The following is a 23,421-nucleotide window of genomic DNA, read 5'->3' on the forward strand; positions in this document are numbered from 1 at the left end:
GCATCGATTTTTTAGCCCGTTCAGTGCTTCAAACTGTGTTGCTAACTTAATCGTTCGGCCTGATATAACATCGGCCGACTAGGCGCTGCGTCATTTACGAAAGCCGGTATTTGTAGGCTCATAAAATAAAAACCATCGTGTAAACTGTTGTTGATATAAGCCATTTCAGTGATGGTTTTATTGATCAAACTATTGGAACTAGGTTGATGAACCCCTTCCTTCACTTGCCAAAAAATATGGTGGCAAGTCAGCAGGCCATCGTCATTAAGTCTGTCTAACGACGGTAGGTCGAGTACTAAGTGCTCAACGCCGCGTTCGTTAAGATAAAGCACAGCGTCACGAGTGAAAAATGCCGGTTGATTAGCCTGGTTATAATTTGCCTGACATTTATCAGCGCTATTAGGTAAGGTTCTTACCACTACGCTTTGCAATTGAATATCAGGATAAGTAGCTAAACTTTGCTCAAGTTGCTGGCGACTGATCACCTTGTCGTGCACGCTAAAACTTGGGCTATATTGGTCAGTGGTGTCGCTTGCCTTTATCGGGGTAAGTGAAATTAACGCACAGGGCATTAGTGGTGGTAATTCTAGTGCTGAAATACTTAACGCTAAGGCATTGTCTTGATCGCAAATGTGGCCGATAGTTTCGGTATGAGTGCCATTGCAATGTGGGTTGAAGCTTAATTCAAACACATTGCAACTGCCGCCTTGAGTGGTGTCGCCAATAAAACCGCTTGCTTGCATAGGTTTTGCTAATGCAGGGGCAGCGCCAAAGTGATTTGGCTGATTTTCACTACGGTCAAAGTCTAGTGCGATGGCTAACGAATGGCCAAAGTCAGTATTGACATTATACTGTTGTTCACCAAGCGTGATGGATATTTTCATTTTCCATTCCTGATATTTAATTGCGGAGCGTCGATGATCATAAAAACTGCTCCTTGCTTAAACCAAGCCAATTAAGCGCACTGCCATGTAATAGTTTGGCTTTAATATCATCGTTAAAGTGGCTATCTTCAATCAATTTACCAGGGCTAAGCTCACCTAAAGGGAAGGGGTAATCTGTGCCAAGAGCAATATTGTTTGCTCCCATTAAATCGACTAAGTATTTCAGTGCTAATGGGTCATGTACTAATGAGTCGAGATAAATTTGCTTGAGAAAATCGCGTGGGTTTATTGGGCAATCAACCGCACATAAGTCGGGGCGAACATTAAAACCATGTTCGATTCGGCCAATTGTTGCTGGAAACGAACCGCCACCATGGGCGAAGGCCACTTTTAACTTAGGTAGGCGTTGTAGTACACCGCCAAAGATCATTGAACAAATAGCTAAGCTAGACTCCGCGGGCATGCCCACTAACCAAGGTAACCAGTATTTTGGCATTTTTTCTTTTGCCATCATGTCCCAAGGATGAACAAACACTGCGGCGCCAAGATCTTGGGCGGCCTCAAAAATAGGAAAGAGTTGCTCGTGATCTAAGTTCCAATCATTAATGTGCGACCCTATTTGCACACCAGCTAAACCAATATCATTTACACAACGCTCTAGTTCTTTTATGGCTAAATCAGGTGCTTGCATTGGTAATGTACCTAAGCCAATAAAGCGCTTGGGGTGATCGTTAACGATGCCGGCAATGTGATCATTTAAATATTTTGATAAGTCTAAGGTATCTTTGGGTTTTGCCCAGTAATTAAACATGACAGGCACGGTAGATAACACTTGCACATCGACATTATATTGCTGACAGTCTTGTAATCGAACCTTTGGATCCCAGCAATTGTGCTCTATTTCGCGAAAAAACTTTTCGTCAACCATCATGCGAGCACAACCGCACTTATGATGATCTAAACTGACAAAGCCACCATAACCATATTTTTCACGTAAGTTTGGCCAAGTTTTTGGCAGAATATGGGTATGAATATCTATTTTCAGCATTATGCCCCCAATTATTTTTCAGCGAGATAACCGCAACTTTTACATTGGCAGTTTGCGTTATTGTCATAAAAATTACTGAACACTTTCGGTAAATCCGTTTCGATATTTTCTAAGCAGAATTTTTCAGTGTATAACTGAGCGTTACATTGCTGACAAAACCAAAACAGTGCGTCTTGTTGGCCTTGTGCCCGTTTTTGTTCGACAACGAGACCAACGCTATTTTCAAAGCGTTGCGGAGAGTGCAGTACTTTCGGCGGTAAGAGGAATATCTCTCCGGTTTTAATCGGGATATCGCTAAAGCTTGGTGTTTGGCTACTTGCTGCTTCATTATTGATATCTTCGTTAACAACACAGAGCACCATTTCACCTTCAAGTTGATAAAATAGCTCAGGGGTTTCGTTGTAATGATAGTCGCTGCGATTATTTGGTCCGCCCACCACCATGACGATATAATCATCTTGCTGAAATATTTGCTTGTTGCACACTGGCGGTTTAAGTTGCTCGCGGTGTTCATCAATCCATTTTTGTAAGTTAAAAGGCATAGAAAATTTGGCCATGATTTATGCTCCTTCTTTACCTGAGCTAGCAGGAAACGCTGCGATGCACTTTAATTCAATCGCAATGGGGGTCGGTAATTTATTGACTTCAACTGTGGTACGACAAGGCATGTTTTCAGCAAAGTACTCAGCATAAATTCGATTATAAATGACAAAGTCATCTTTCATATTGGTTAAAAAAACCGTGACATCAACCAGATCCATCCAATCAGCACCTGCTGAGGCTAATATGGTGCTGACATTTTGGAAAACACTATGACATTGGGCTTCAATGTCGTAACTGAGTACATCATTATTTTCATCAAGTACTACACCTGGAATATCCGAACTCCCCGCTTGTCGAGGCCCGACGCCGGATAAGAATAATAAATTTCCTACCCGCCTTGCGTGCGGGTATAAACCAACCGATTTTGGTGCCTGATCGGCATTAAATACTTCTGACATAATGTTATCCATTTTTTGTTTTTGTTACTTATTTTTTGGTTAATTGCTACCGTTATACAGCGGCTGATAGCAAGTAAGTTTAGTCACTGTTATTGAGCAGAACAGTTTATTAGTGAATAAAAACTGGCTAGCGCACAGAGCAAGCAAATTGAAAACCTAGCGGGGAAGGATCAGGTTAAGCTCCATTTGCAGCCTAACGCGCTGGCAAATATTGCTCCTGATGATTTAAACTTTGTCCAGGTTTGATTCATAAAGCTCTCAGCTTAAGTTCACGCTAGTATTTAACACAGACATTTTTACTTTCAGTAAAAAATCGCATGGCTTCTACGCCACCTTCACGGCCAAGACCAGAGTGATTCATACCGCCAAAGGGCGTGCGTAAATCTCTGAGTAACCAGCAGTTTATCCAAACAATACCGGTGTTTAAGTTTTCAGCTAGTTGATGAGCGCGGGCTAAATGATTTGTCCATACCGTTGCCGCTAGGCCGTATTGACTGTCGTTGGCTAATGTTAAGGCTTCTTGGTCGTTATCAAAGGGCTGTAGTGTGATCACTGGGCCAAATATTTCTTCTTGATTACAACGGGCACTATTAGCTAAATTTTCAATAAGGGTTGCTTGCAAAAAGTAGCCTTGTTGGCAACGTCCGCTAAGTTGTATTTGTTCGCCACCGGTTAAAACCACACCGCCTTCGCTTTTCGCAGCTGCTATGTAGCTCAGTACTTTTTGTAAGTGTGCCTTTGATACTAATGCGCCCATTTTGCTAGTTTCTAATAAAGGGTCACTTACTTGTAAAGCCTGTGCTTTAGCGATTAATGCCTGTTTAAACTTTTCATAAATCGGGCGCTCAATATAAAGGCGCGAAGCACATAAACAAATTTGCCCTTGATTGGCAAAACTGGCGCGAAATACCTGTTCAAGTGTGCTGTCAAAATCACAATCCGCAAAAATCAACGCGGGATTTTTTCCACCCAGCTCTAAGGATAATTTTTTAAATTTTGGTGCTAAAAGTTGTGCAATAGCGGCGCCTGTACTGGTGCCTCCAGTAAAAGAAATAGCTTTTACTTCCTCATGTTGGCAAATGGCTTGACCGACCATTGCGCCAGTGCCATGCAAAATATTTAATACTCCGTTAGGTAAGCCGACTTTTTGGCATATTTCACCGAGTAATGCCGCCGTTTTAGGCGTGACTTCTGAAGGTTTAGCAATAACACAATTACCGGCAGCTAACGCGGGCGCTATTTTCCAAGTAAAAAGATACAGCGGTAAATTCCACGGTGAAATACAGCCAACGATGCCAACGGGTTGTCTAAGGGTATAGTTAATGGCATTGCCCGCCATCGCATGAGATTCACTGGCAAATTGTGAACAGGCGTGAGCAAAAAATTTAAAGTTGCTGGCTGCGCGCGGAATATCAACTTCGCGGGCTAATGATATTGGCTTTCCGTTATCAATTGTTTCCGCCGTTGCTAACTCATCGATACGTCGCTCAATTTCTTGCGCAATAGCGATTAAATAGTCAGCTCTTTGCTCCAATGGCATCAATTGCCATGCAGGTAGGGCTTTTCTTGCAGCAGCAACCGCTAGCTCAACATCGTCATCTCCGCTGTCAGGTATTTGACCATACACCTGGCCTGTCGCTGGCTCGATATTATCAATATATTGTTGCTGACACGGCGCTTGATATTGACCATCAATAAAGTTTGCAATGATATCCATCGATTATTCCTCTACAAACAGCTGGTGCGACCGCCATCAACGGGTAAGTTAATTCCGGTAATATAACCGGCTGCCGGCGACGCTAAAAACGCCGCTGCGGCGGCAAATTCTTCAGGCGCTGCAAAACGGCGCATTGGGATCTGGGCCTTTTCGTTGATGATTGCTTGCTCTATCGAGATATCTTGTTTTTTCGCTTTACCAGCAATAATGGCGTCTAATCTTGCGGTTGCGGTTGCGCCAGGTAATACATTGTTGACCGTGATACCAAAAGCGCCAAGCTCATTGGCCAGTGTTTTTGACCAACTCGCCACAGCACCACGAATAGTATTTGACACGCCTAAGCCAGGAATAGGTTGTTTCACTGAAGTAGAGATAACGTTAATGATACGACCATATTGCTTTTTCTTCATTGCTGGTAACAATGCTTGTACTAAATGATGATTGGTCACTAGGTGTAAATTAAACGCTTCAATAAAGGCGCTAACATCGCTTGTATTTGCTGGACCGGGCGCTGGACCGCCGGTATTGTTGATCAGAATGTCATAACCACCATTTGCCGCAACATCGTCAAGAATAATGCGATTGACTTCTGTTGGCTGAAAAAAATCAGCAATAAGCACTTGGTGTTGTTGACCATGTGTTGTGCACAGTTCATTTTTCACGCTTTCTAACCTAGTAAGGTTGCGTGAAAATAACGTCACACTGGCACCCAAATTGGCAAGCTCTATTGCACAAGCGCGCCCAATGCCTTGACTACTACCACAAACTAATGCTCTCTTAGAGGCTAAATTAATATCCATGACTGACCTTATTGTTTTTATTTTAGACACTTTTTTAGCATAATAGAAAATTTAATGTCAGTAAAATCTTGACAAAAATTAGCCCAATAACCTCAGTTGTTGTCAGCTTTAATTGCCGCTAATTTATTGAGCTTTATTTGTTGTTAAAAAAATCTTATCCCCGAGATTCATAAATCAATAAGTAAGCAAATAGTGCTGTAGTCGCATATTCAATAGGCGAAATGGCTATTGTACGTACTATTTGATGAAGCATTATGCAGTGAATAATCGAACTAACTATCAGCAGATATATAGTGAAACTTAAGCAAAAAATGATCAATAATTAACGTTACTTATCGTTGAATGCATACAGACTAACGAAAACAGCAAGACATTAACGCTCAGGCTAGGTAAATTAAGTTCACCATAATAAACCACATAAGAAGCCTGAAATGAATCGTAAAGCACTTGCTGTTTTAATTGCCTCAACGTTGGCAATATCATCGTTTATCCCGAATACCGTTTTAGCATTTGAGCAAGCTACAACAGACTATATTGCTAAAGATTATCAGCAGCATTTAGCGCCGTTATGGGATCATTTCCATCGCAATCCAGAATTATCATTAATGGAAACTAAAACGGCAAAACGTTTAGGCCAAGAACTCAAAGCGGTCGGTTTTGATGTGACTCATGGGGTTGGTGGTACCGGTGTTGTTGCAATTATGAAAAACGGCGCTGGCCCTATGGTGATGGTGCGAGCTGACATGGACGGCTTACCGGTTGTTGAGCAATCAGGCTTGGCGAATGCTTCAAAAGTTAAAATGCAAGATTGGAATGGCGAAACCGTCGGTGTTATGCATGCTTGTGGCCATGATGTTCATATCACCAGCCTTGTAGGAACAGCTCGTTATATGGCTGAAAATAAAGATAAATGGTCAGGTACTTTAATGCTGATAGGGCAGCCAGCTGAAGAAAAAGGCCCTGGCGCTTCGGCAATGATGGCCGATAACATATGGCAACGCTTTGGCCAACCGGATTACGCTTTTGCTTTTCACGTTAGTGCCAACTCAGAAGCAGGTAAAATTATTGTTGATGAAGGCTCGCCTTATGCTGGAGCAGATACTGTTGATATAACGGTGCACGGAATTGGCGCGCATGGCGCATCGCCGCATCAAGGCAAGGATCCTATCGTGATCGGCGCGCAAATTGTTAATAACCTGCAAACTATTATTAGTCGTGAATTAGCACCACGTTATGCCGGTGTTATTACCGTCGGTGCATTTCATGCCGGCACTAAGCATAATATTATTTCAGACCAAGCTAAATTACAGCTAACGGTACGGAGTTTAACGCCAGCAGTGCGTGAGCAACTATTATCGGCGATAAAACGCGTTGCCATTGGCACCGCTCGTACGGCGGGTATCGCAGAAGATAATTTGCCTGAAGTGGTGGTAAGTGAATTTTCTTTCCCTCCGACTTTCAATGATCAAAAGCTCGCTAAACGTTTAAAAGGTGTGTTGAGTGAAAAAATGGGGGCTGATGCATTACTAGAGCCCGCTGAAACCGGTATGGGCGCGGAAGACTTTGGTTTTTTCACCTCGGATCCTTATATTCCTAGCGTTTACTTTAAAGTGGGCGGCACACCAAAAGCAGACTTTGAACGTGCAGAAGCCGGTGGTGCAGCCGTGCCTAGTCACCATAGTCCACAATTTAAAATTACCCCTGAACCAGCGATTAAGTCGGGTGTTGAAGCCACGGTTCATGCTTTATTGGATGTGATGGCAAAGTGAAGTAAGTGAGGGATTACAAATATAAGGGCATTGTATTTAAGCGCGTAAACAGGTTTTACGCGCTGCTCTGGTGATTATTCTGTTATTTTGCTGTAAGTGTCAGGCTTGCCTGATGATTAAATAAGGTTAATCATCATTGGCCGCCATTTATTTTTAATAGCCGTAATTTCACCCCTTTGCTCTAATTTTTTCATGGCATTGATCAGGATATTGACGGTGCTTTTGTCCGTATTTAAGCTACATGCAAAGTAAAAATCTAATGCCAACTCTTTTAAAAAAAGTTGATTTTTGTATTTAGCTGCTTCGGTTGAGTTCTGCACTCTATTATTCAACAGGTCGTCATTAAGTACGACTAAATCAATCTGTCTACTGGGTATTTCGAGTAACTTTAGTAGTGAATCGTAGTTATTCATCACATAAAGATTTTTATTTTCTACAAAGCCTTTTGATAATAAGAAATGATGGCTAACATCATCCTTTATGACGGCAATTTTATAATTTTTGGCTTGTGTCAAATTGGTGACTACAATTTTGTTACTTTTTAAAGCATATAATGAAGCAGTACTTGTAGCAATATGACCAATCCATTGAAAAAGTGCTTTACGTTGTGGGATATGTGCAAGCGAATAAATACAGCTGTTTTTTTCGTGCAATGCGCTGTTATATGACAATGACCAAGGGTTAGCAGTTAAACTATAAGGAAGCTTTGCTTCTTTTAACACCGCCTTAATTATCTCGGTTGATAAGCCAGCAATGTTTTTGCCATTGACGATTTGAAAAGGGGCTAAATGCTCGGTCACAATATTTATATTTGCTGAAACCACACTGTTGCAAAAAAATATTACCGATAACACAAAACTATTGATGAGTTTATTTTTGACTGTTCTGAACAAACAAAAATCCCTTGGCATTAAGCTTTAATAATCGTAAACGAGCAGATTATAGCGAGTTATCGTTAGAGTATTTAGCAAATACATCGTTAATCAGTACCAACAGCAGTTAATCATAAAAAAAAAGCCCAGTCAAAGACTGGGCAAAATAAAGGAGGGAAGTAATTACATAATAGCCTTAACTCTTTTGCTCTATGCCTTTTGGCTGCATAAGGCTTTTACCATTAATAGCTATTTTTCTTGGCTTTAACGCTTCCGGTATTTCTCGCTCTAAATCTATGTGTAATAAACCATGTTTTATAAAAGCCCCGATGACTTTTACATGGTCGCCTAATTGAAATCTGCGTTCAAAGTTGCGCTCGGCAATGCCTTGATGCAAAAACTTACGTTCTGTATTGTTACTATCACTCGATTTTGTACCTGTAACAATAAGGGTGTCTTGCTTTGATTCAATATCAAGCTCTTCTTCTGCAAACCCAGCTATTGCCATGGTTATACGGTATTGATCTTCCGCGAGTAACTCAACGTTATACGGAGGATAAGAAGATTGTTTGTCTGCTCTTGAAGCTTTATCGATTAATCCAGCTAAGTGATCAAAGCCAATAAATGAGCGGTAAAGTGGGCTGAAATCTGTAGTTGTACGCATAATTCATATCCTATTAAAGTTTAGCAATATGTTGTCTCTGTCAATAGTTCGTGATGCTAAAACCAGCTTATGCTGCGAATTAATACATCTGAAATTTATAATGCTCAGAGTGTTAAAATGCCTTTCAATATTGAACAGGCGGTTAATGTAGACCCTATTGGCGACTACACTATTAAAGATGGGATTGATGGATTTAAATTCAAGAGAAATGCTAAAATAAATCAAATATTATTTTTAAGTTATTGTTTTTGTGAGTGTATTTTTTAGTAGTAAGAGCCAATGTTTGTATTAGCTCTTATTGTGTTATAGCAGCATTAAATAGTTAATTTAATGCTTCTATCGTTGCATCTTCAGTAGGTGCTACTAGCTGACTTAATGATTTTAATTTTGTTAAAGCGGTGTCGTAATCTGGGTGTTGAGAAATATTGCTGACTAATTCTTTATAAGCAATTTTGCCATCAGTATCTATGATAAATATTGCCCGAGTTAACAAGCCCATATCTTTAATCAGCAAGCCATAATTTTGGCCAAAACTACGCCATACGGCATCAGATAAAACTTTTATATTTTCGACTTTTTCGGTTTTACAAAATCGCTTTTGAGCAAAAGGTAGGTCGTTACTAATGGTTAGCATAACTACATCTGTGGGTAAATTTGTGACTTCTTCATTAAAGCGTTTAGTCTGAATAGAACAAACACCAGTATCTAAACTCGGCACGACTGAAATTAATACGGCTTTATCTTTAAATTCGGCCAAAGTTACCGGAGAAAATGACTCAGTGACTACTTTAAAATTAGGTGCGATATCGCCTAAATTTACTTGATTACCAAGTAAGGTAACGAACTTATTGCCTGCCATCACTAAATTGGTGGTTTCTGTTAGCTCTTCGGCTGAAGCCGAAAACATAAATAACGCGCTAAGTAGTATAATTGTCGGTAGTTTTGAAATATTCATCATTAGATAGTTTACTGAGGGTAAAATATTGTTCAAGCTTACCTTTGTGTAATAAAAAATGCGAATAAAAGGTGTTTTATTTTTAAAATGGTACTATTTTTGATTATAATAGCGCCATTACCTATCGAGCGTATGTATTGCTAAATATATCTTGCTGGGAAAATCGATTGAACACTCTTTTTACATAGCAACCTAGGGTTTTTCCTCTATGCCAACAGCTTTACTCATTTGTGATGATTCCAATATGGCGCGAAAACAAGTCGCGCGCTCACTCCCTGATGGTTGGGATGTCGAGATAACTTTTGCCAGTAATGGTGTTGAGGGAATAGCGGCAATTAAGGAAGGTAAAGGCGATGTACTGTTGCTTGATTTAAACATGCCAGAAATGGATGGCTATCAAGTATTAGAAACAATATTGCAACAAGACTTGCCAACCTTAGTTATTGTTATATCTGGTGATATTCAGCCAGAAGCACATCAACGGGTGAAAAGTTTAGGTGCTTTAGATTTCATTAAAAAACCAGTCGATAAAAATAAGCTCACTGAAATATTAACTACTTATGGGGTATTTAATAAAAATGATCTTATTATTCGCCAAGCCCAAGCCCAAGCCCAAGCCCAAGCTTCTGAGCTTAAAAGCATTAGTTCGGTAAACGATGACCTTATATCGGTACTGGCCCCTGAGACGAAAGTAGAGCAGGCTAAAGATAAAATTAAGCTTGAAGAACTGGATAAGCCTGAGCAATCAACGATTAAAATTGATAGTGATATGCTTGATTGTTATCAAGAAATTGCAAATGTTGCGATGGGACGAGCCGGCGATCTACTGGCGCGTTTACTGGATGTTTTTGTTGTTCTTCCAATCCCTAATGTTAATTTTATTGAAGTTAGCGAACTAACCATGGCACTTTCAGATGTTGAAAGTAAAGAGAAAACCTCTGGTATCTGCCAAGGGTTTATCGGGGCTGGGATCTCAGGAGAGGCATTACTTATTCTTAATGATTCAAGTTTTAAAGATGTCGCATCACTAATGAAATATGATCAAGCACTTGATAATAATATTGAATTAGAGCTACTAATGGATTTAGCTAATTTACTGATTGGTGCTTGTTTAAGTGGTATTTCTGCACAACTTGATATGTCATTTAGCCAAGGCCATCCAGTTGTATTAGGACAACATAGAAAAATTGCTGAATTAATTGCCACGAATACCAATAAGTGGAAAAAAACTCTCGCGATAGAAATTAGCTATAGTATCGAAAATTACCCAATTAAATGTGAACTGTTATTACTCTTTACTGAAGAGTCAGTCACTACCCTTAATAATAAAATTGCTTATTTGTTGGATTAATCATGTCAATGCAAACAGAACAGTTAAATGAATTACATTGGTTAATGGAAATGCTCCATACCATTGATGTTGGCTTGGTCGTACTTGATCGTGATTATAGTATTCAAATATGGAATGGTTTTATGGAAAACCATAGTGGCTTGTTGCCACGTGAGGTTAAAGGCCAAGTATTATTTGATCTTTTTGATGAGATCCCTGAAGACTGGTTTCGTCGTAAAGCAGAGTCGGTCTTTTTATTAAAGAACAAAGCTTTTACTATTTGGGAACAACGCCCATATGTTTTTAAGTTTAATAACTATCGCCCGATCACCGGTACCGCTGACTTTATGTATCAGAACACCACCTTTATTCCTTTGATGTCGACAACGGGGCAAGTTTCTCACTTATGCTTGTTAGTTTACGATGTTACAGATAATGCCACTCATAAGAAACAGTTAGAAAAAGTTAATGCTGATTTAGCTATTTTGAGCCAAACCGATGGTTTGACGCAATTGTTCAATCGTAACCATTGGCAGCATTGCCTTGAAGCTGAGTTTAAGCGCTATGCTCGTAGCCAACACTCAAGCAGTTTAGTGATGCTAGATATTGACCACTTTAAGGCGGTTAATGATAGTTATGGCCATTTGGTAGGGGATGATGTTATACGCCATTTAGCAAAGCTTATCCGTGAACAAGTACGAGAAACTGATATCTCAGGGCGTTATGGGGGGGAAGAGTTTGTCGTGCTATTAGCTGATACTGCTCTTGATGATGCGGTTGTCTTTGCTGAACGTCTGCGTAAAACAGTTGAAGAATCTGTGGTTATTTATAATGATATTGAAATTAAATATACCATTAGCTTAGGTATTGCAGAGGTTGAATCATCATTTAGTACGGTATCACATTGGCTTGAACATGCTGATGATGCTTTATATAAATCAAAAGAAAATGGCCGTAATAGGGTCACCGTACATAAAAAATCATAAAGAAAACAAAAAAAGCCCGTAAGGGCTTTTTAATTGACTTTAAAAAATCATGTTTCATTTCAAAGACCAATTTAAGCACCTTGATGCTTTGTCGGTGCCAACCACAATATGGCTTGCGCTATTATTACCGCTAAAAATACGCCACCGGTATTTGCCAGCATATCTAACCATTCACCATAGCGATTAACATAGGGCTGAATTAACTCGATTAATCCGCTCCATAGGATAAAAAACAAGGCAAATGCTAGCCAGTATTTAGGACGACGTAATGCCGTGGGGAGCATTAAGGCGCAGTAGGCAATAAAATGATGGGTTTTGTCGCTACCGGGTGCTGCCGGCAGATGTTCGACCGGAAATAATGAGCCTACGGTGATTAATATTAAAATAATCACCGTTATTGCTTGCCAAAATTGTTTAATAAAGTTTGTTATTGAAAGCACCATAATTATTTTTTATATACTAATTTGCCATTTACCCAGGTTTTATTGACGGTAATTTTCCAAATATCCTGCTCAGGCATGGTAAATAAATTTTGCTCTAGTAAAACAAAATCTGCTTTTTTACCTGTGGCAAGACTACCAATGATTTGTTCTTGATGACCGGCATAAGCAGCATCTAAGGTAAAGCTTCTAAAAGCTTCTAGTGGTGTCATTTTTTCATCAGCAAACCATCCATCTTTCGGGCTATTACTATGATCTTGGCGAGTAATCGAAGCATGTAAGCCATAAAATGGGTTGGGTGACTCCACGGGAAAATCTGAACCTGCCGCAATAATCGCATTAGCAGCAAGCAGTTTTCTCCAAGCATAAGCACCTAGTATTCTACTTGGGCCTATTCGATCTTGAGCCATGTTTTTATCACTAGTGGCATGTGTTGCCTGCATGGCTGCAATGACTCCAAGCTCTGAAAACCTTGGAATATCTTCTAATCGCAATACTTGTGCATGTTCAACACGGTGTCGAAGCGCTTTGGTGTCAGTTGCTTTAATTTGCGCTTCATAAGTATCGAGTACTAATTTATTTGCATTATCGCCAATGGCATGGCTATTCACTTGAAAACCCAGCTTCATTGAGGTGTTAACTAGCTGTTGAAACTCTTTTGGTGTGTTTAGTAATAGGCCTTTATGACCCGAATGATCAGAATAATCTTCAATGAGTGCCGCGCCACGACTGCCTAGCGCACCATCAGCTTGAATTTTTACGCTGTTGAACGTGAACATATCGTCTTTACTGCGGAATTGGCCTTTTGTTAAGGTTTCTTGCCAATTAGCTGACGGTAAATACAACATGGCATTAACCCTAATACTCATGGCATTTTCTTGGCTAAGTTCTTTAAAAGCATTTAAATTATCAGTATCAATACCGGCATCATGCACGCTCGTTAGGCCATAACTTGCCAGTGAATCCATGGCTTTGATTAATACTTGCTTTTGTTGTTTGATACTAAGTGGAGCAATACTGTTGTCAATAAGTGCCATAGCATTATCGATGAAAACCCCCGTAGGGAGACCATTTTCATCTTTGATAATCTCACCACCTTCAGGTGATAAGGTGGCTTTATTGATGCCAGCTATCGCCATAGCTTTTGAGTTGGCCCAACCGGCATGACCATCAATACGCTTTAACCAAACCGGCTGATTTGGAAATAAAACATCTAAACTTTTGGCGCTGGGAAAAGTATTACTCGGCCATTGTGTCTGGTTCCAACCCCGGCCTTGTATCCAGGTTAATTCAGTGTTGGATTTTGCATAGCTAAAGGTTCTATTAACCGCATCTTGTTCTGAAATGCTATTAACTAAGTCTGCGCGTAGTAAGCTTAAGCCGTAGTTTAAGATATGGCCATGGGAGTCAATCAAACCAGGGAGTAAGGTTTTTCCTTGGCCATCAATAATGTTTATATTTTTACTTGTGGGTAGTGGGTCTGCCCCAGTGTAAAGCTGATCAATTTTATCGTCAGTAAAAGTAATAGCGGTAAAGCGCTCCAAGGCATTGTTGGTGATTGTATAGCCTTGAATATTTTTAATTAAGGTGGTTTTTGCTAAAACTATTGTCGGGCTTATTGCCGCTAATAATAGTACGGCTTTTATTGCGTAGGATAAGGTTTTCATCAGGCTTCCTTTTTCTTTGAATATTAGCATGAAAAACAATGAAAACTTTAGTTTTGGTAAAAATGCGGCATGTTGTAAGGAAAAAATAAAAGGCCCGATAGGGCCCTTATAATTTGAACGTTATTGTTTATATCGTTCTGGTTGCCGTTGCTGGCGCGATCATTGCGGCTTTTCGTGCCGGATATAGCACAGCTAATTGCCCAACAATAAACAGCGTGATAACACCAAAAGCGACTAACTGAAAACTGATAGGCGATAAGTTAAAAGTGTTAACTAGCCACATATTCAGTGCAACGGCACCAAAGCAACCAATAATGATGCCAAACGTTGAAATAATGAAGTTCTCCATCATAAAGTAGCGCATTATTTGTCCTTTGGTCGCGCCAAGAGCTCGGCGAGTACCTATTTGCTTCGTACGACGATTGATACTAAAAATAGCAAGCCCAACAATGCCAAAACCGGTAATTAAGGTTAAGGTTATCACTACCGTGGTTAAGATTTTATTAGTAGCGTTATGTTGACGATAGCTACGCTCGCGGGTGTCTTCAACCGTTGTTACCCGACGAATAATACGTTCTTTATCGTTCTCGGCTAAGGCTTTTTCAATTACTGGCATTAACTCATCACGACGTCCTGCTTCGGTGCGAATAAAATAATAACTACCTTTAGATTCGCGTTGAAAGGGCACTAACATACTACGCTCAACGCCATTCCAGCCATTCCATGGTGCTTGTAATGCCTCGATAATGCCGATAATTTGTATTGGTTGTGTTTGTGATATATAAACGGTTTTTCCAACAGCAGATTGCCAGTTATCAGGATATAAATTTTCTGCAAAAGCTTGAGTGATGATGGTTTTTGCTGGCCAAGTTGATTGTCCTTCTTTACGTAATTCAACGTCTTCTGGCGTAAAATTACTACCCGCAATCAAGGTTAAGCCCATGCTGTTAATGGCATGATCATCAACCATGTATATTGCTGTGCCTACAGCATCTTTATCTTCACCGGACTCGTGTTGTAAGGCCATCGACCAACCACTGCTACTTAAAGGGATGGCATTGATTTGGATAGCATCGACAACACCAGGGGTGTTACGAATAGTATGTAGGTCGGTTTGTAAGTGTGCTTGAATATTATAATTTTGACCAAAAACGGTATTGGTAAGATAAAAGCTGTTGGCTTCATCTAAACCGCTTTTGCGCTGCATTTGTTGCTGACGGTCTTGGATCATAAATATTGCATTAACCATAATGGTCATGGTTAATGCTATTTGCAACGCGATAAGCAATGCCCCGATTTTATTACGTGCTAATGCACGCAGTATCAGTCCTGTTTCTAACATAATCATTTCCTACTTTATCTACTAAGCTTATTGGCTTTTCAGTTGTTGAGCGGGCTGAATATTACATGCACGCCAAGTGGGATATATGCCGGCGAATATGGTGGATATCAGTGCCAATACTACGGCAGACATGGCCATGGTAGTGTCTAGGCTTGCGAGTCCTTTCATATAATCACCATAAAGACCTTCTACGCCTTTTAAGCCGATATAAGCGAGTATTAAACCCAGAATGCCGCCTAATATGCCTATACATGCAGATTCAATAATGTACTGGCTGAATAATGTACGCTTACTGGCGCCTAAGGCTTGTCGCAACCCTATTTCTGGTGCTTTACCTAAAAATTTTGCCAGTAATAAACCAACGGTATTAAGTAAGCAAACCAGTAAAAACATCAATGACATCGCCATCATCATTTGCGCGTCATCAGCCACTACTTCTTGTGATTCTAGCCATTGCATTACATGACTTAAGCGATTATCAAGCGGGCGTTGAAAACGACCAAATTGTTTCTGCTCTTGTACATAAGCATTGAGAAACTGCTGGTAATCAGCTTTATCTTGTTCAGTTTTTAATTCCACCCAAAATTGTGTCCAAATACATTCGGATGCTAGAAAAGCTTGAAAGCCATCTCCGCTTGGTTTCCAACAATTGGTATTGCCTGAGCGCGATATTTTTTCGTCGGCAATTAAATGAAAGGGCACAAAAATATCTTCAGAGTCATTAAATGCTCCGGTGGTTATGTCATAGAATCGCGGTTTGGGTTGCCAAGTATCAATGACACCCACTACTCGAAACATGTTACCTTCAAGCTTAATTGACTGACCAACCGAGTCTGTGCCACCAAAAAGTTTGTCATTGGTTTCTTTACTCAGCACTACAACCAACTCTTTACTGTCATCACTTTCGTTTGACCAACCACTGCCATAAATGAAAGGTACGTTGAACATTGGGAAAAAGTCCGCTGAATTGGCTCTGCCATTAACAATTAATGGCAGAATTTCAGGATCGTCAGGCTCAATAACACCAAAAGCTTGAGCTTGCACATTTTGGCGAAAAGCTTGTTTCGTGCGCATCAAGTTAGTGGAGTCAGTATACGTTAGCTGATCTGGAGGGCTTAAACCGTCATTAAACGGATCGTTAACATCCCAACTGTCGAGTTGAACATAGTATAATTGCGCGCTTTTTTCTGGGATCGGATTTGCTGACATTAAATAGTTTACGGTAACAGTCGTCATGGCGGCACCAATGCCTAAACCGATGGCACAAATCATTAATAGACTTAAGCCCCAGTGTCTGAGAATACTTATCCAAGCGAGTCGTAAATAATAACTAAACATATGTGTCCTTTTTTTGTACGTTAGCGTTTGATTATCTTAAGCAATGGCTTGTTTAAGTTGTGAGTCAACGCATCCTAACTCACTGACTTTTCCGTCTTTCACTTGTATGGTTCGTTTAGCTCGTTGCGCTAATTTTGCATCATGCGTCACCATAATGATGGTGGTACCTTGTTGATTGATGTCTTCAAGTAAACTCATGACACTTTGTGCCATCTCAGAATCTAAATTCCCTGTTGGCTCATCAGCTAATAAAAACCTTGGGTCGGTAGCTAAAGCTCGTGCAATGGCGACACGTTGTTGTTGTCCGCCTGAGAGCTGACTTGGTAAATGTTTCATACGAGATGCAAGGCCAACACGCTCAAGGTTCTGTTCAATGCGACGCTTACGCTCTTTGGCATTAAAACCACGGTAACGTAGCGGAACATCAACATTGTCGTAAAGATTGAGGTCAGGAATTAAATTAAAACCTTGAAAGATAAAACCTATTTTTTCATTTCGCATCCGCGAACGGCCATTGTCGTTGAGTTTACCGACATCTTCGCCATCTAATAAGAACTCGCCGTTGCTATAAGTTTCTAACAATCCTGCAATGTTCAGAAAAGTTGTTTTTCCTGAGCCGGAAGGCCCAGTTACACTGACAAAGTCGCCCTCGTTGACCTGTAAACAAAAGTCGCGTAACGCATGGGTTTGAATATCTGCAGTTTGGAAAATTTTATTAATATTTTTCATGATCAACATAGCTAATTCCCTTGTATCTAATGAACAGTTTTCTGTTCTATTGTTAAATTTTTATTGGCCAAGTAACGCCATTGAGATTTTGTTTACTACAGTGATATTTACTCACTAAGTAATACTTGTTCGGCGGCATTAAAGGTGTCTGTCCCTGAAATAATGATTTGGTCGCCAACGTTAAGGCCTTGTAATATTTCAACATGGCTGAGGCTTCGCGCTCCGGTAGTTATTGGGGTTTTTACGGCTAAGCCATTAACAATTTTATAAGCAAATCGACCACCACTGCTTTCTAAAAACTGCCCACGCTGTACTTGTAAAACGTTTTCTTTATGCTCAAGAATAATTTGGCTATTTAAACGTTGGTTTTGGCGTAGTTTTTTGGGAATATTACTAATAAAGCGCACTCGCCCAGTCACCTGATTATTCAGTATTTCGGGGGAAATCGTGACGAGGCGAGCACGAAAAGGTTGCTGTTCAAATTGAATATTGACATCCATGCCTATGGCTAAATCATCGGCATAACTTTCAGGAATTTCAATTTCAACTTCAAACTGTGATAAATCTACAATGGTTAAAATTGCTTGGTTTTTACTTAAAAAGGTTTTGTTATCTGCACTAAGGTTACCAACAATCCCCTTGACTGGAGATGTGATATGTAAACCATCAACCTGACGCTGTAACTCTTTAACGAGTAACGTTTGGCGTCTAATATCTAACAGTAAGGACTGACTATCAAAGTCTAAACTTTCGGTGTTTAAGGCGGCATCTTGTACGGCATGCTTATGCTGTAAGTTTGCTTGTTCGAGCTCATCCTGAGCTTTTTCATAGTCAATTTGGCTAATGGCACTTTTTTCGAAACCCAAATCAGCACGACGTTTCTCTCTGTTAGCTGTGACCAGTTTTACATTGGCTAAGTCAACCGCCTTTTGGTCAATCAGTCGTTGTTTCTTTGCTTGAATTTTTTGCCGGTCAAAACTTGATTGTAATCCCTCTAAGCTTGCTTGCTGTTGAAATAAACGGCTATTAAGTTCAGGACTTTCGAGTTTTGCAATAACTTGCCCTTTTTTAACTTCATGCCCAGCTTCGATCATTAAGGTAATGGTGCCATCAGCAGGGCTGTAAACGGTAGGACTTACCGCAGCAACAACTCGTCCTAACACGGAAATATCGCGCGTGAAGTCTCCTTGGTTAATTGTTGCGATGCGAACTCTGTCTAATGCTATTGATTGCTCTGCTTTACTCCAACGAGATGCCGAAGGTGCCACTTGCCAGATAACACAAGCGCTTATTACTAGGATTAATGTGATGATTGCCCAGCGTTTACTGGCTGATTTTTTTATTATTACTTTACTGTCTTGTGCACTGGTATCTTTGATCGACATGACTTTTCCCCCGAATGTCAAATCAGCGCTTTGCAAAACCTTTTGCTAAAGTGCACTGATATAAACTAAGTCGTGTGAAAAACGAAAAAGGTTTAAAAGCAATTAATATTATTTTTCTGGTTAGAGCAATATTTTGAATAACTGTAGTACTCAGGTGGCAAATTTCAGGTCATTCTAAATTGTTAAGCCGGTTTAGTTTATGCAGATATCTAAGGAACTCTACGTGCTAAAAGTGATAATGGAAGGTAGAGAGAAGCGAGGTATTCTTGTGCTTTTAATCGCGAATATTTATAGCCAAAGGCCTAACACTGACGACTTTTATAAAACCATTGACGCATTAGTGCTAATACTAAAAGTAGCAAAGGAATAGTAAAATCGATAATTCGGTTGTAACTAGCATAAGGCGTTAGCCCGGTAGTGAGCGGGATCTGAACATTCAATACCGCTTCTTCAAATTGTGGTATTCGTTTGATTATTTTACCTTGGTGATCAATTGCAGCAGTGATGCCATTATTTGTTGCACGCAGAAATGGTCGACCAAATTCTAGTGCACGCATTCTGACAATGTCTAAATGTTGATGTGGACCGTGTGAGTCACCAAACCAAGCGTCATTACTGACGGTTAACAGTAAGTCTGTTTGGTTAGAAAAGTTAGCACTAAGTTGCTCTGAAAAGGCAACTTCGAAACAAATTAATGGTAGTAAGTGATAACCATTGGCAATTAGGTTTTTTTGCACGTATGCACCACGGCTAAAAGATGACATCGGCAAATTAAAAAACGGTGCTAAGGGTCTTAACCAGTCAGCAAAGGGGACAAACTCCCCGATGGGTAGTAAGTGATGTTTACTATAACGATTCAAATTATTATATTGATAATTACCCTGTTGATCATCTGCTGAGCCTTTTCCGAGCACAATTAAATTATTGTAGTAATTTTTGCTATTGATGTTGTAATCAATAATACCGGTAATAATAGCACTGTTATTAAGCACGGCTGAACTTTGCGCTATTTGTAAAAAATCTTGTGCTTGTTTACTGGGCTCTACTGCGGTAATAGCAGACTCAGGCCAAATAATAAGATCAGCAGGGTAGTGTTGACGGGTGAGATCTAAGTAGCTTAACATCGATGACCAAGTGAGTTCTGGCGCCCATTTCATTTCCTGCTTTATATTACCTTGCACCATCATAACCTTCACTGATTTACCGGTGAGAGAAACCCAAGTGGCATTATGTAACGCTAGGTAGGTACTGCTAATCGCAATAAGTAAGGCAATGTTAACCATAACTCGACGGCGTTTAATAATATAAACCACCGCAATACTGACAATGAGAATCAAAGCACTCAGGCCTTTTTCACCAATAATTGGAGCAAAGGTTGCTAAAGGCCCATCAATTTGGCTGTAACCTAAGGTTAACCAAGGGAAGCCGGTCAGCAATACACCACGTAAAAATTCGCTAAGCAACCAGAATGGCAGCAAAAGCCAAAGGTTGAGTTGTTTTTGATAAGAAAAACGAGCGGCTAAATAGCAGGCAAGTGCAAGAAATGATGCTAAATATAGGCATAGTAGTACCATTAATAGTAATGATACTGCTAAGGGTAAACCACCAAACTGGTCGATACTGACATGTACCCAGCTGATACCAGCAGAAAACCAGCCAAAAGCAAAGATAAAGCCTTGCTTAGTGGCATCTTTGCTTGATTTGCCTTGCAACGAATATAACCAAGTTGGCAATATTATCACCACTAACCAGTAATAAGAAAACGGTGCGTAACACAGAACTAATGCCAGTCCCAAGATAAAACTGAGCACATTTTCTTTATGGGTTATATTTTGATAAATTCGTTTAGCAATGTTGTTTAGCATAAAGTTTAATCAGTAACTTTGCCTGTTACAACGTGTTCTTTTGATAGTGTTATTTGCAAGGTTTGAATACGTCGTTTGTCTGCTGCAGTGACCTTAAATATAACTTTATTGATGGTGATTTTTTCGCCTTTCTTCGGCATGTGACCAAAGTGTTGTATAACAATACCACCTATGGTGTCAGCGTCACTTTCATTAAATTGAAAATTAAAGTAACTGTTAAAATCAGCTAAGTCGGTTAAAGCCTTTACTTGATAAACTTGGCCGGCAAGGTATTTTATATCTTCTTCCATCGCGTCATCGGTTTCGTCTTCAATTTCACCCACAATCAACTCTAAGATATCTTCTATGGTAACAACACCAGAAACGCCACCGTATTCATCAACCACAATAGCCATATGATAACGTTGCTGACGAAACTCTTTTAATAGCGGATCAACTTTTTTACTTTCAGGCACGATAATCGCCGGACGGATCACTTGTGCGATAGTGAATTCTTCTTCAACTTGATTAAAGCCGTATGCCAATAAATCTTTTGCTAATAGAATACCTTCAACATCGTCAATATCATCATTGATCACTGGGAATCTTGAATGTCCCGAATCTACGATGATGGCGAGAGATTTCTCTAACGGGTCATTAATATCTAGCGTGACCATTTGTGAGCGAGGGATCATGATATCACGTACTCGCATATCAGATACTTCGAGCACACCTTCGATCATTTGCTTAATTTCAGGATTAATAAGTTCACGGTCTTCAGCATCATTTAATGCATCAGCGAGTTGGTCTATGCTTCTCGGTTCCCCAGTAAATACTTGCATAATTTTATCCAAGATTGACTTGTTTGAAGAACCGTTACTAGAGTGGGGTTGGTCGTCGCTCATAGAGCCTTTTTAATTCCTTGTTAGTTTAATTTAGTTGTATTTAATTATTTGGTTAGTTTGTAACCGAACAGGGTTAATTTCAAGTACTAAATTGTTGTTTACTCTCTTCAGTAAGCATTTTACTGAAGTAGATCAAATAATGCTCTGGATGATATACACATTTACGGCTAATTGACATCATAAGGTGCAGCAAAACCTAAAGCAGTTATTATTTTTGTTTCTAGTGCTTCCATTTCTTCTGCTTCATCATCTTCAATATGATCAAAACCTAATAAATGTAAGCAGCCATGAACAACCATATGTGCCCAGTGTGCATTGGCGGTTTTATTTTGTTCAATGGTTTCTTGCTCTACAACGTCAACACAAATAACTAAATCACCTAATAGATCAAGCTCAATGCCATCGGGTACTTCAAATGGAAATGATAAAACATTGGTGGCTTTGTCTTTACCGCGATATTGATGATTAAGTTGGCGGCCTTCATCGTTATTGACTAATCTAATAGTTAGCTCAAAGGGTTTTTGATAAGGCGTAAGTGCAGCCTCGGCCCAGCGCTGAAAATCATGACTTTCAGGCACGACTTTATTATCACAAGCAACTTGTAAATCAACGGTAATAGTAGGACCGTTACTGATCATTATTACTTTCACTCGCTTGAATTAATAGCTGTGCTTGCTGCTGTTCGCGCTGTTGTTGTTTTTCTTTTTTCAAAATATTTTCTTTTTGCTCAAAAGCTTCATATGCTTCAACGATGTGTGCTACAACAGGATGACGTACGACATCTTTTGCTTGAAAAAAGTTAAAACTAACACCTGGAATATCTACCAATACTTCAATGGCATGGCGTAAGCCTGATTTTTGTCCACGTGGTAAATCAACTTGCGTAATATCACCTGTGATCACGGCGCGTGAGTTAAAACCAATACGTGTCAAGAACATTTTCATTTGCTCTACGGTAGTATTTTGACTTTCATCAAGAATAATAAAGGCATCGTTTAGTGTTCTACCGCGCATATAGGCTAACGGTGCCACTTCAATAACATTACGTTCGATCAGTTTTTCAACTTTTTCAAAGCCAAGCATTTCAAATAAGGCGTCGTATAGTGGGCGCAGATAAGGATCGACTTTCTGCGACAAATCACCGGGTAAAAAACCTAATTTCTCACCTGCTTCTACAGCCGGGCGAGTCAATAAAATGCGTCTAATTTCTTGACGTTCTAGGGCGTCTACGGCACAAGCAACTGCAAGGTAAGTTTTACCTGTACCGGCAACGCCAACACCGAAACTAATATCGTTGGTAATAACATTTTGCACGTAGCTTTGCTGATTTTCGTTACGGGGCTTTATCAAGCCCCGCTTGGTTTTTATCGTCACCATGTCATCGTATTTAGCATCAATTTTACTTGGGGCGACGGCTAACACACCGGCATCAACTATAGCTAAATGTACCATTTCAGCAGAAATACTATTGCTTTTACCTTTAACGGTTTCTGTTTCAAGGTATAAGTCGATTAAGAGTTTCTTAACCGCCTGACAATGTAATATTTTGCCGGTAATTTTAAATTCATGGCCTCTATAACTGATTTCAACGCCCATGCGGCGCTCGATAGTTTTTAAGTTGTCATCGATAGCGCCACATAAATTGGCTAATCGATTATTATCAGCCGGAGAAAGCTCAAAATTAATGTTGGTATTTTTACTCAAAAGTTATTCCTGCTGTGTGTAATATCGACTGAAAGCGGTAA

22 protein-coding genes are annotated in these 23,421 nt (G+C 39.9%); 3 read left to right on the plus strand and 19 right to left on the minus strand.

Annotated elements, in window-relative coordinates:
• Nucleotides 1–41: 41 nt before the first annotated feature.
• The 6 genes from FGD67_RS17115 to FGD67_RS17140 all read right to left on the minus strand — a co-directional run bounded on the left by FGD67_RS17115 (nt 42) and on the right by FGD67_RS17140 (nt 5,450).
• A complete protein-coding gene (locus tag FGD67_RS17115) occupies nt 42–884 on the minus strand; it encodes a cyclase family protein (protein ID WP_257172278.1) in 843 nt (280 codons plus the stop codon).
• Between the two features lie 37 nt (nt 885–921).
• Complete coding sequence (locus FGD67_RS17120) at nt 922–1,932, minus strand: amidohydrolase family protein (protein WP_257172279.1); 1,011 nt, start codon at nt 1,930–1,932, stop codon at nt 922–924.
• Between the two features lie 11 nt (nt 1,933–1,943).
• Nucleotides 1,944–2,489 carry a 3-hydroxyanthranilate 3,4-dioxygenase gene (locus FGD67_RS17125; RefSeq protein ID WP_257172280.1) on the minus strand — a complete coding sequence of 182 codons (546 nt, stop codon included), beginning with the start codon at nt 2,487–2,489 and terminating at the stop codon, nt 1,944–1,946.
• Between the two features lie 3 nt (nt 2,490–2,492).
• On the minus strand, nt 2,493–2,933 hold the full coding sequence (locus FGD67_RS17130; protein WP_257172281.1) for a RidA family protein: 441 nt from the start codon (nt 2,931–2,933) through the stop codon (nt 2,493–2,495).
• A 274-nt stretch (nt 2,934–3,207) separates the two neighbouring features.
• Nucleotides 3,208–4,650, minus strand: coding sequence for an aldehyde dehydrogenase (locus FGD67_RS17135; RefSeq protein WP_257172282.1), 1,443 nt, complete (start codon nt 4,648–4,650; stop codon nt 3,208–3,210).
• 11 nt (nt 4,651–4,661) lie between these two features.
• Nucleotides 4,662–5,450, minus strand: a complete 789-nt coding sequence (locus FGD67_RS17140; RefSeq protein WP_257172283.1) for an SDR family oxidoreductase — start codon at nt 5,448–5,450, stop codon at nt 4,662–4,664.
• Between the two features lie 431 nt (nt 5,451–5,881).
• Here FGD67_RS17140 and FGD67_RS17145 point away from each other — a divergent pair, with 431 nt between their 5' ends.
• Nucleotides 5,882–7,219 carry an amidohydrolase gene (locus FGD67_RS17145; RefSeq protein ID WP_257172284.1) on the plus strand — a complete coding sequence of 446 codons (1,338 nt, stop codon included), beginning with the start codon at nt 5,882–5,884 and terminating at the stop codon, nt 7,217–7,219.
• A gap of 116 nt (nt 7,220–7,335) precedes the next feature.
• Here FGD67_RS17145 and FGD67_RS17150 read toward each other — a convergent pair whose 3' ends face one another.
• The 3 genes from FGD67_RS17150 to tpx all read right to left on the minus strand — a co-directional run bounded on the left by FGD67_RS17150 (nt 7,336) and on the right by tpx (nt 9,713).
• Entirely contained in the window at nt 7,336–8,130 is a 795-nt protein-coding gene (locus FGD67_RS17150) for an ABC transporter substrate-binding protein (RefSeq protein ID WP_257172285.1), read from the minus strand.
• A 157-nt stretch (nt 8,131–8,287) separates the two neighbouring features.
• The gene (locus tag FGD67_RS17155) at nt 8,288–8,755 is read right to left on the minus strand and encodes an Hsp20 family protein (protein ID WP_257172286.1); all 468 of its coding nucleotides are present in this window, start codon (nt 8,753–8,755) and stop codon (nt 8,288–8,290) included.
• Between the two features lie 322 nt (nt 8,756–9,077).
• On the minus strand, nt 9,078–9,713 hold the full coding sequence (gene tpx, locus FGD67_RS17160; RefSeq protein ID WP_373567791.1) for a thiol peroxidase: 636 nt from the start codon (nt 9,711–9,713) through the stop codon (nt 9,078–9,080).
• 205 nt (nt 9,714–9,918) lie between these two features.
• On the opposite strand from tpx, the gene FGD67_RS17165 reads away from it, so the two are divergent.
• Nucleotides 9,919–11,061: a response regulator gene (locus tag FGD67_RS17165; RefSeq protein ID WP_257172287.1), complete on the plus strand. Its 1,143-nt coding sequence runs from the start codon at nt 9,919–9,921 to the stop codon at nt 11,059–11,061.
• A gap of 2 nt (nt 11,062–11,063) precedes the next feature.
• Complete coding sequence (locus tag FGD67_RS17170; protein ID WP_257172288.1) at nt 11,064–12,026, plus strand: diguanylate cyclase; 963 nt, start codon at nt 11,064–11,066, stop codon at nt 12,024–12,026.
• A 71-nt stretch (nt 12,027–12,097) separates the two neighbouring features.
• Here the strand turns inward: FGD67_RS17170 and FGD67_RS17175 are convergent, their stop codons facing one another.
• The 10 genes from FGD67_RS17175 to FGD67_RS17220 all read right to left on the minus strand — a co-directional run bounded on the left by FGD67_RS17175 (nt 12,098) and on the right by FGD67_RS17220 (nt 23,380).
• Nucleotides 12,098–12,469, minus strand: coding sequence for a VanZ family protein (locus FGD67_RS17175; protein ID WP_257172289.1), 372 nt, complete (start codon nt 12,467–12,469; stop codon nt 12,098–12,100).
• A 2-nt stretch (nt 12,470–12,471) separates the two neighbouring features.
• Nucleotides 12,472–14,133, minus strand: coding sequence for an amidohydrolase (locus tag FGD67_RS17180; protein WP_257172290.1), 1,662 nt, complete (start codon nt 14,131–14,133; stop codon nt 12,472–12,474).
• 127 nt (nt 14,134–14,260) lie between these two features.
• Nucleotides 14,261–15,475, minus strand: coding sequence for an ABC transporter permease (locus FGD67_RS17185; protein ID WP_257172291.1), 1,215 nt, complete (start codon nt 15,473–15,475; stop codon nt 14,261–14,263).
• A gap of 27 nt (nt 15,476–15,502) precedes the next feature.
• Nucleotides 15,503–16,813 (minus strand): ABC transporter permease, encoded by a 1,311-nt coding sequence (locus tag FGD67_RS17190; RefSeq protein WP_257172292.1) that lies wholly within the window; start codon nt 16,811–16,813, stop codon nt 15,503–15,505.
• A gap of 36 nt (nt 16,814–16,849) precedes the next feature.
• Entirely contained in the window at nt 16,850–17,551 is a 702-nt protein-coding gene (locus FGD67_RS17195; protein ID WP_257172293.1) for an ABC transporter ATP-binding protein, read from the minus strand.
• A gap of 98 nt (nt 17,552–17,649) precedes the next feature.
• A complete protein-coding gene (locus FGD67_RS17200; RefSeq protein ID WP_257172294.1) occupies nt 17,650–18,927 on the minus strand; it encodes an efflux RND transporter periplasmic adaptor subunit in 1,278 nt (425 codons plus the stop codon).
• 302 nt (nt 18,928–19,229) lie between these two features.
• Nucleotides 19,230–20,792 carry an apolipoprotein N-acyltransferase gene (gene lnt / locus FGD67_RS17205; RefSeq protein ID WP_257172295.1) on the minus strand — a complete coding sequence of 521 codons (1,563 nt, stop codon included), beginning with the start codon at nt 20,790–20,792 and terminating at the stop codon, nt 19,230–19,232.
• Between the two features lie 5 nt (nt 20,793–20,797).
• The gene (locus FGD67_RS17210) at nt 20,798–21,676 is read right to left on the minus strand and encodes an HlyC/CorC family transporter (RefSeq protein WP_257172296.1); all 879 of its coding nucleotides are present in this window, start codon (nt 21,674–21,676) and stop codon (nt 20,798–20,800) included.
• Between the two features lie 167 nt (nt 21,677–21,843).
• Nucleotides 21,844–22,314: an rRNA maturation RNase YbeY gene (gene ybeY / locus FGD67_RS17215; RefSeq protein WP_257172297.1), complete on the minus strand. Its 471-nt coding sequence runs from the start codon at nt 22,312–22,314 to the stop codon at nt 21,844–21,846.
• Nucleotides 22,304–23,380, minus strand: coding sequence for a PhoH family protein (locus tag FGD67_RS17220; protein ID WP_257172298.1), 1,077 nt, complete (start codon nt 23,378–23,380; stop codon nt 22,304–22,306). Before FGD67_RS17220 ends, ybeY begins: the two co-directional genes overlap by 11 nt.
• Nucleotides 23,381–23,421: the final 41 nt, after the last annotated feature.

Origin of the sequence: Colwellia sp. M166 (genome assembly GCF_024585285.1) — a bacterium.
Lineage (GTDB): Bacteria > Pseudomonadota > Gammaproteobacteria > Enterobacterales > Alteromonadaceae > Cognaticolwellia.

Excerpts from the sequence above, each read along its gene's own strand:
- FGD67_RS17115 (WP_257172278.1), bottom strand. The coding sequence starts at position 884 with ATGAAAATATCCATCACGCTTGGTGAACAACAGTATAATGTCAATACT.
- FGD67_RS17120 (WP_257172279.1), bottom strand. The coding sequence starts at position 1,932 with ATGCTGAAAATAGATATTCATACCCATATTCTGCCAAAAACTTGGCCA.
- FGD67_RS17125 (WP_257172280.1), bottom strand. The coding sequence starts at position 2,489 with ATGGCCAAATTTTCTATGCCTTTTAACTTACAAAAATGGATTGATGAA.
- FGD67_RS17130 (WP_257172281.1), bottom strand. The coding sequence starts at position 2,933 with ATGTCAGAAGTATTTAATGCCGATCAGGCACCAAAATCGGTTGGTTTA.
- FGD67_RS17135 (WP_257172282.1), bottom strand. The coding sequence starts at position 4,650 with ATGGATATCATTGCAAACTTTATTGATGGTCAATATCAAGCGCCGTGT.
- FGD67_RS17140 (WP_257172283.1), bottom strand. The coding sequence starts at position 5,450 with ATGGATATTAATTTAGCCTCTAAGAGAGCATTAGTTTGTGGTAGTAGT.
- FGD67_RS17145 (WP_257172284.1), top strand. The coding sequence starts at position 5,882 with ATGAATCGTAAAGCACTTGCTGTTTTAATTGCCTCAACGTTGGCAATA.
- FGD67_RS17150 (WP_257172285.1), bottom strand. The coding sequence starts at position 8,130 with ATGCCAAGGGATTTTTGTTTGTTCAGAACAGTCAAAAATAAACTCATC.
- FGD67_RS17155 (WP_257172286.1), bottom strand. The coding sequence starts at position 8,755 with ATGCGTACAACTACAGATTTCAGCCCACTTTACCGCTCATTTATTGGC.
- tpx (WP_373567791.1), bottom strand. The coding sequence starts at position 9,713 with ATGATGAATATTTCAAAACTACCGACAATTATACTACTTAGCGCGTTA.
- FGD67_RS17165 (WP_257172287.1), top strand. The coding sequence starts at position 9,919 with ATGCCAACAGCTTTACTCATTTGTGATGATTCCAATATGGCGCGAAAA.
- FGD67_RS17170 (WP_257172288.1), top strand. The coding sequence starts at position 11,064 with ATGTCAATGCAAACAGAACAGTTAAATGAATTACATTGGTTAATGGAA.
- FGD67_RS17175 (WP_257172289.1), bottom strand. The coding sequence starts at position 12,469 with ATGGTGCTTTCAATAACAAACTTTATTAAACAATTTTGGCAAGCAATA.
- FGD67_RS17180 (WP_257172290.1), bottom strand. The coding sequence starts at position 14,133 with ATGAAAACCTTATCCTACGCAATAAAAGCCGTACTATTATTAGCGGCA.
- FGD67_RS17185 (WP_257172291.1), bottom strand. The coding sequence starts at position 15,475 with ATGTTAGAAACAGGACTGATACTGCGTGCATTAGCACGTAATAAAATC.
- FGD67_RS17190 (WP_257172292.1), bottom strand. The coding sequence starts at position 16,813 with ATGTTTAGTTATTATTTACGACTCGCTTGGATAAGTATTCTCAGACAC.
- FGD67_RS17195 (WP_257172293.1), bottom strand. The coding sequence starts at position 17,551 with ATGTTGATCATGAAAAATATTAATAAAATTTTCCAAACTGCAGATATT.
- FGD67_RS17200 (WP_257172294.1), bottom strand. The coding sequence starts at position 18,927 with ATGTCGATCAAAGATACCAGTGCACAAGACAGTAAAGTAATAATAAAA.
- lnt (WP_257172295.1), bottom strand. The coding sequence starts at position 20,792 with ATGCTAAACAACATTGCTAAACGAATTTATCAAAATATAACCCATAAA.
- FGD67_RS17210 (WP_257172296.1), bottom strand. The coding sequence starts at position 21,676 with ATGAGCGACGACCAACCCCACTCTAGTAACGGTTCTTCAAACAAGTCA.
- ybeY (WP_257172297.1), bottom strand. The coding sequence starts at position 22,314 with ATGATCAGTAACGGTCCTACTATTACCGTTGATTTACAAGTTGCTTGT.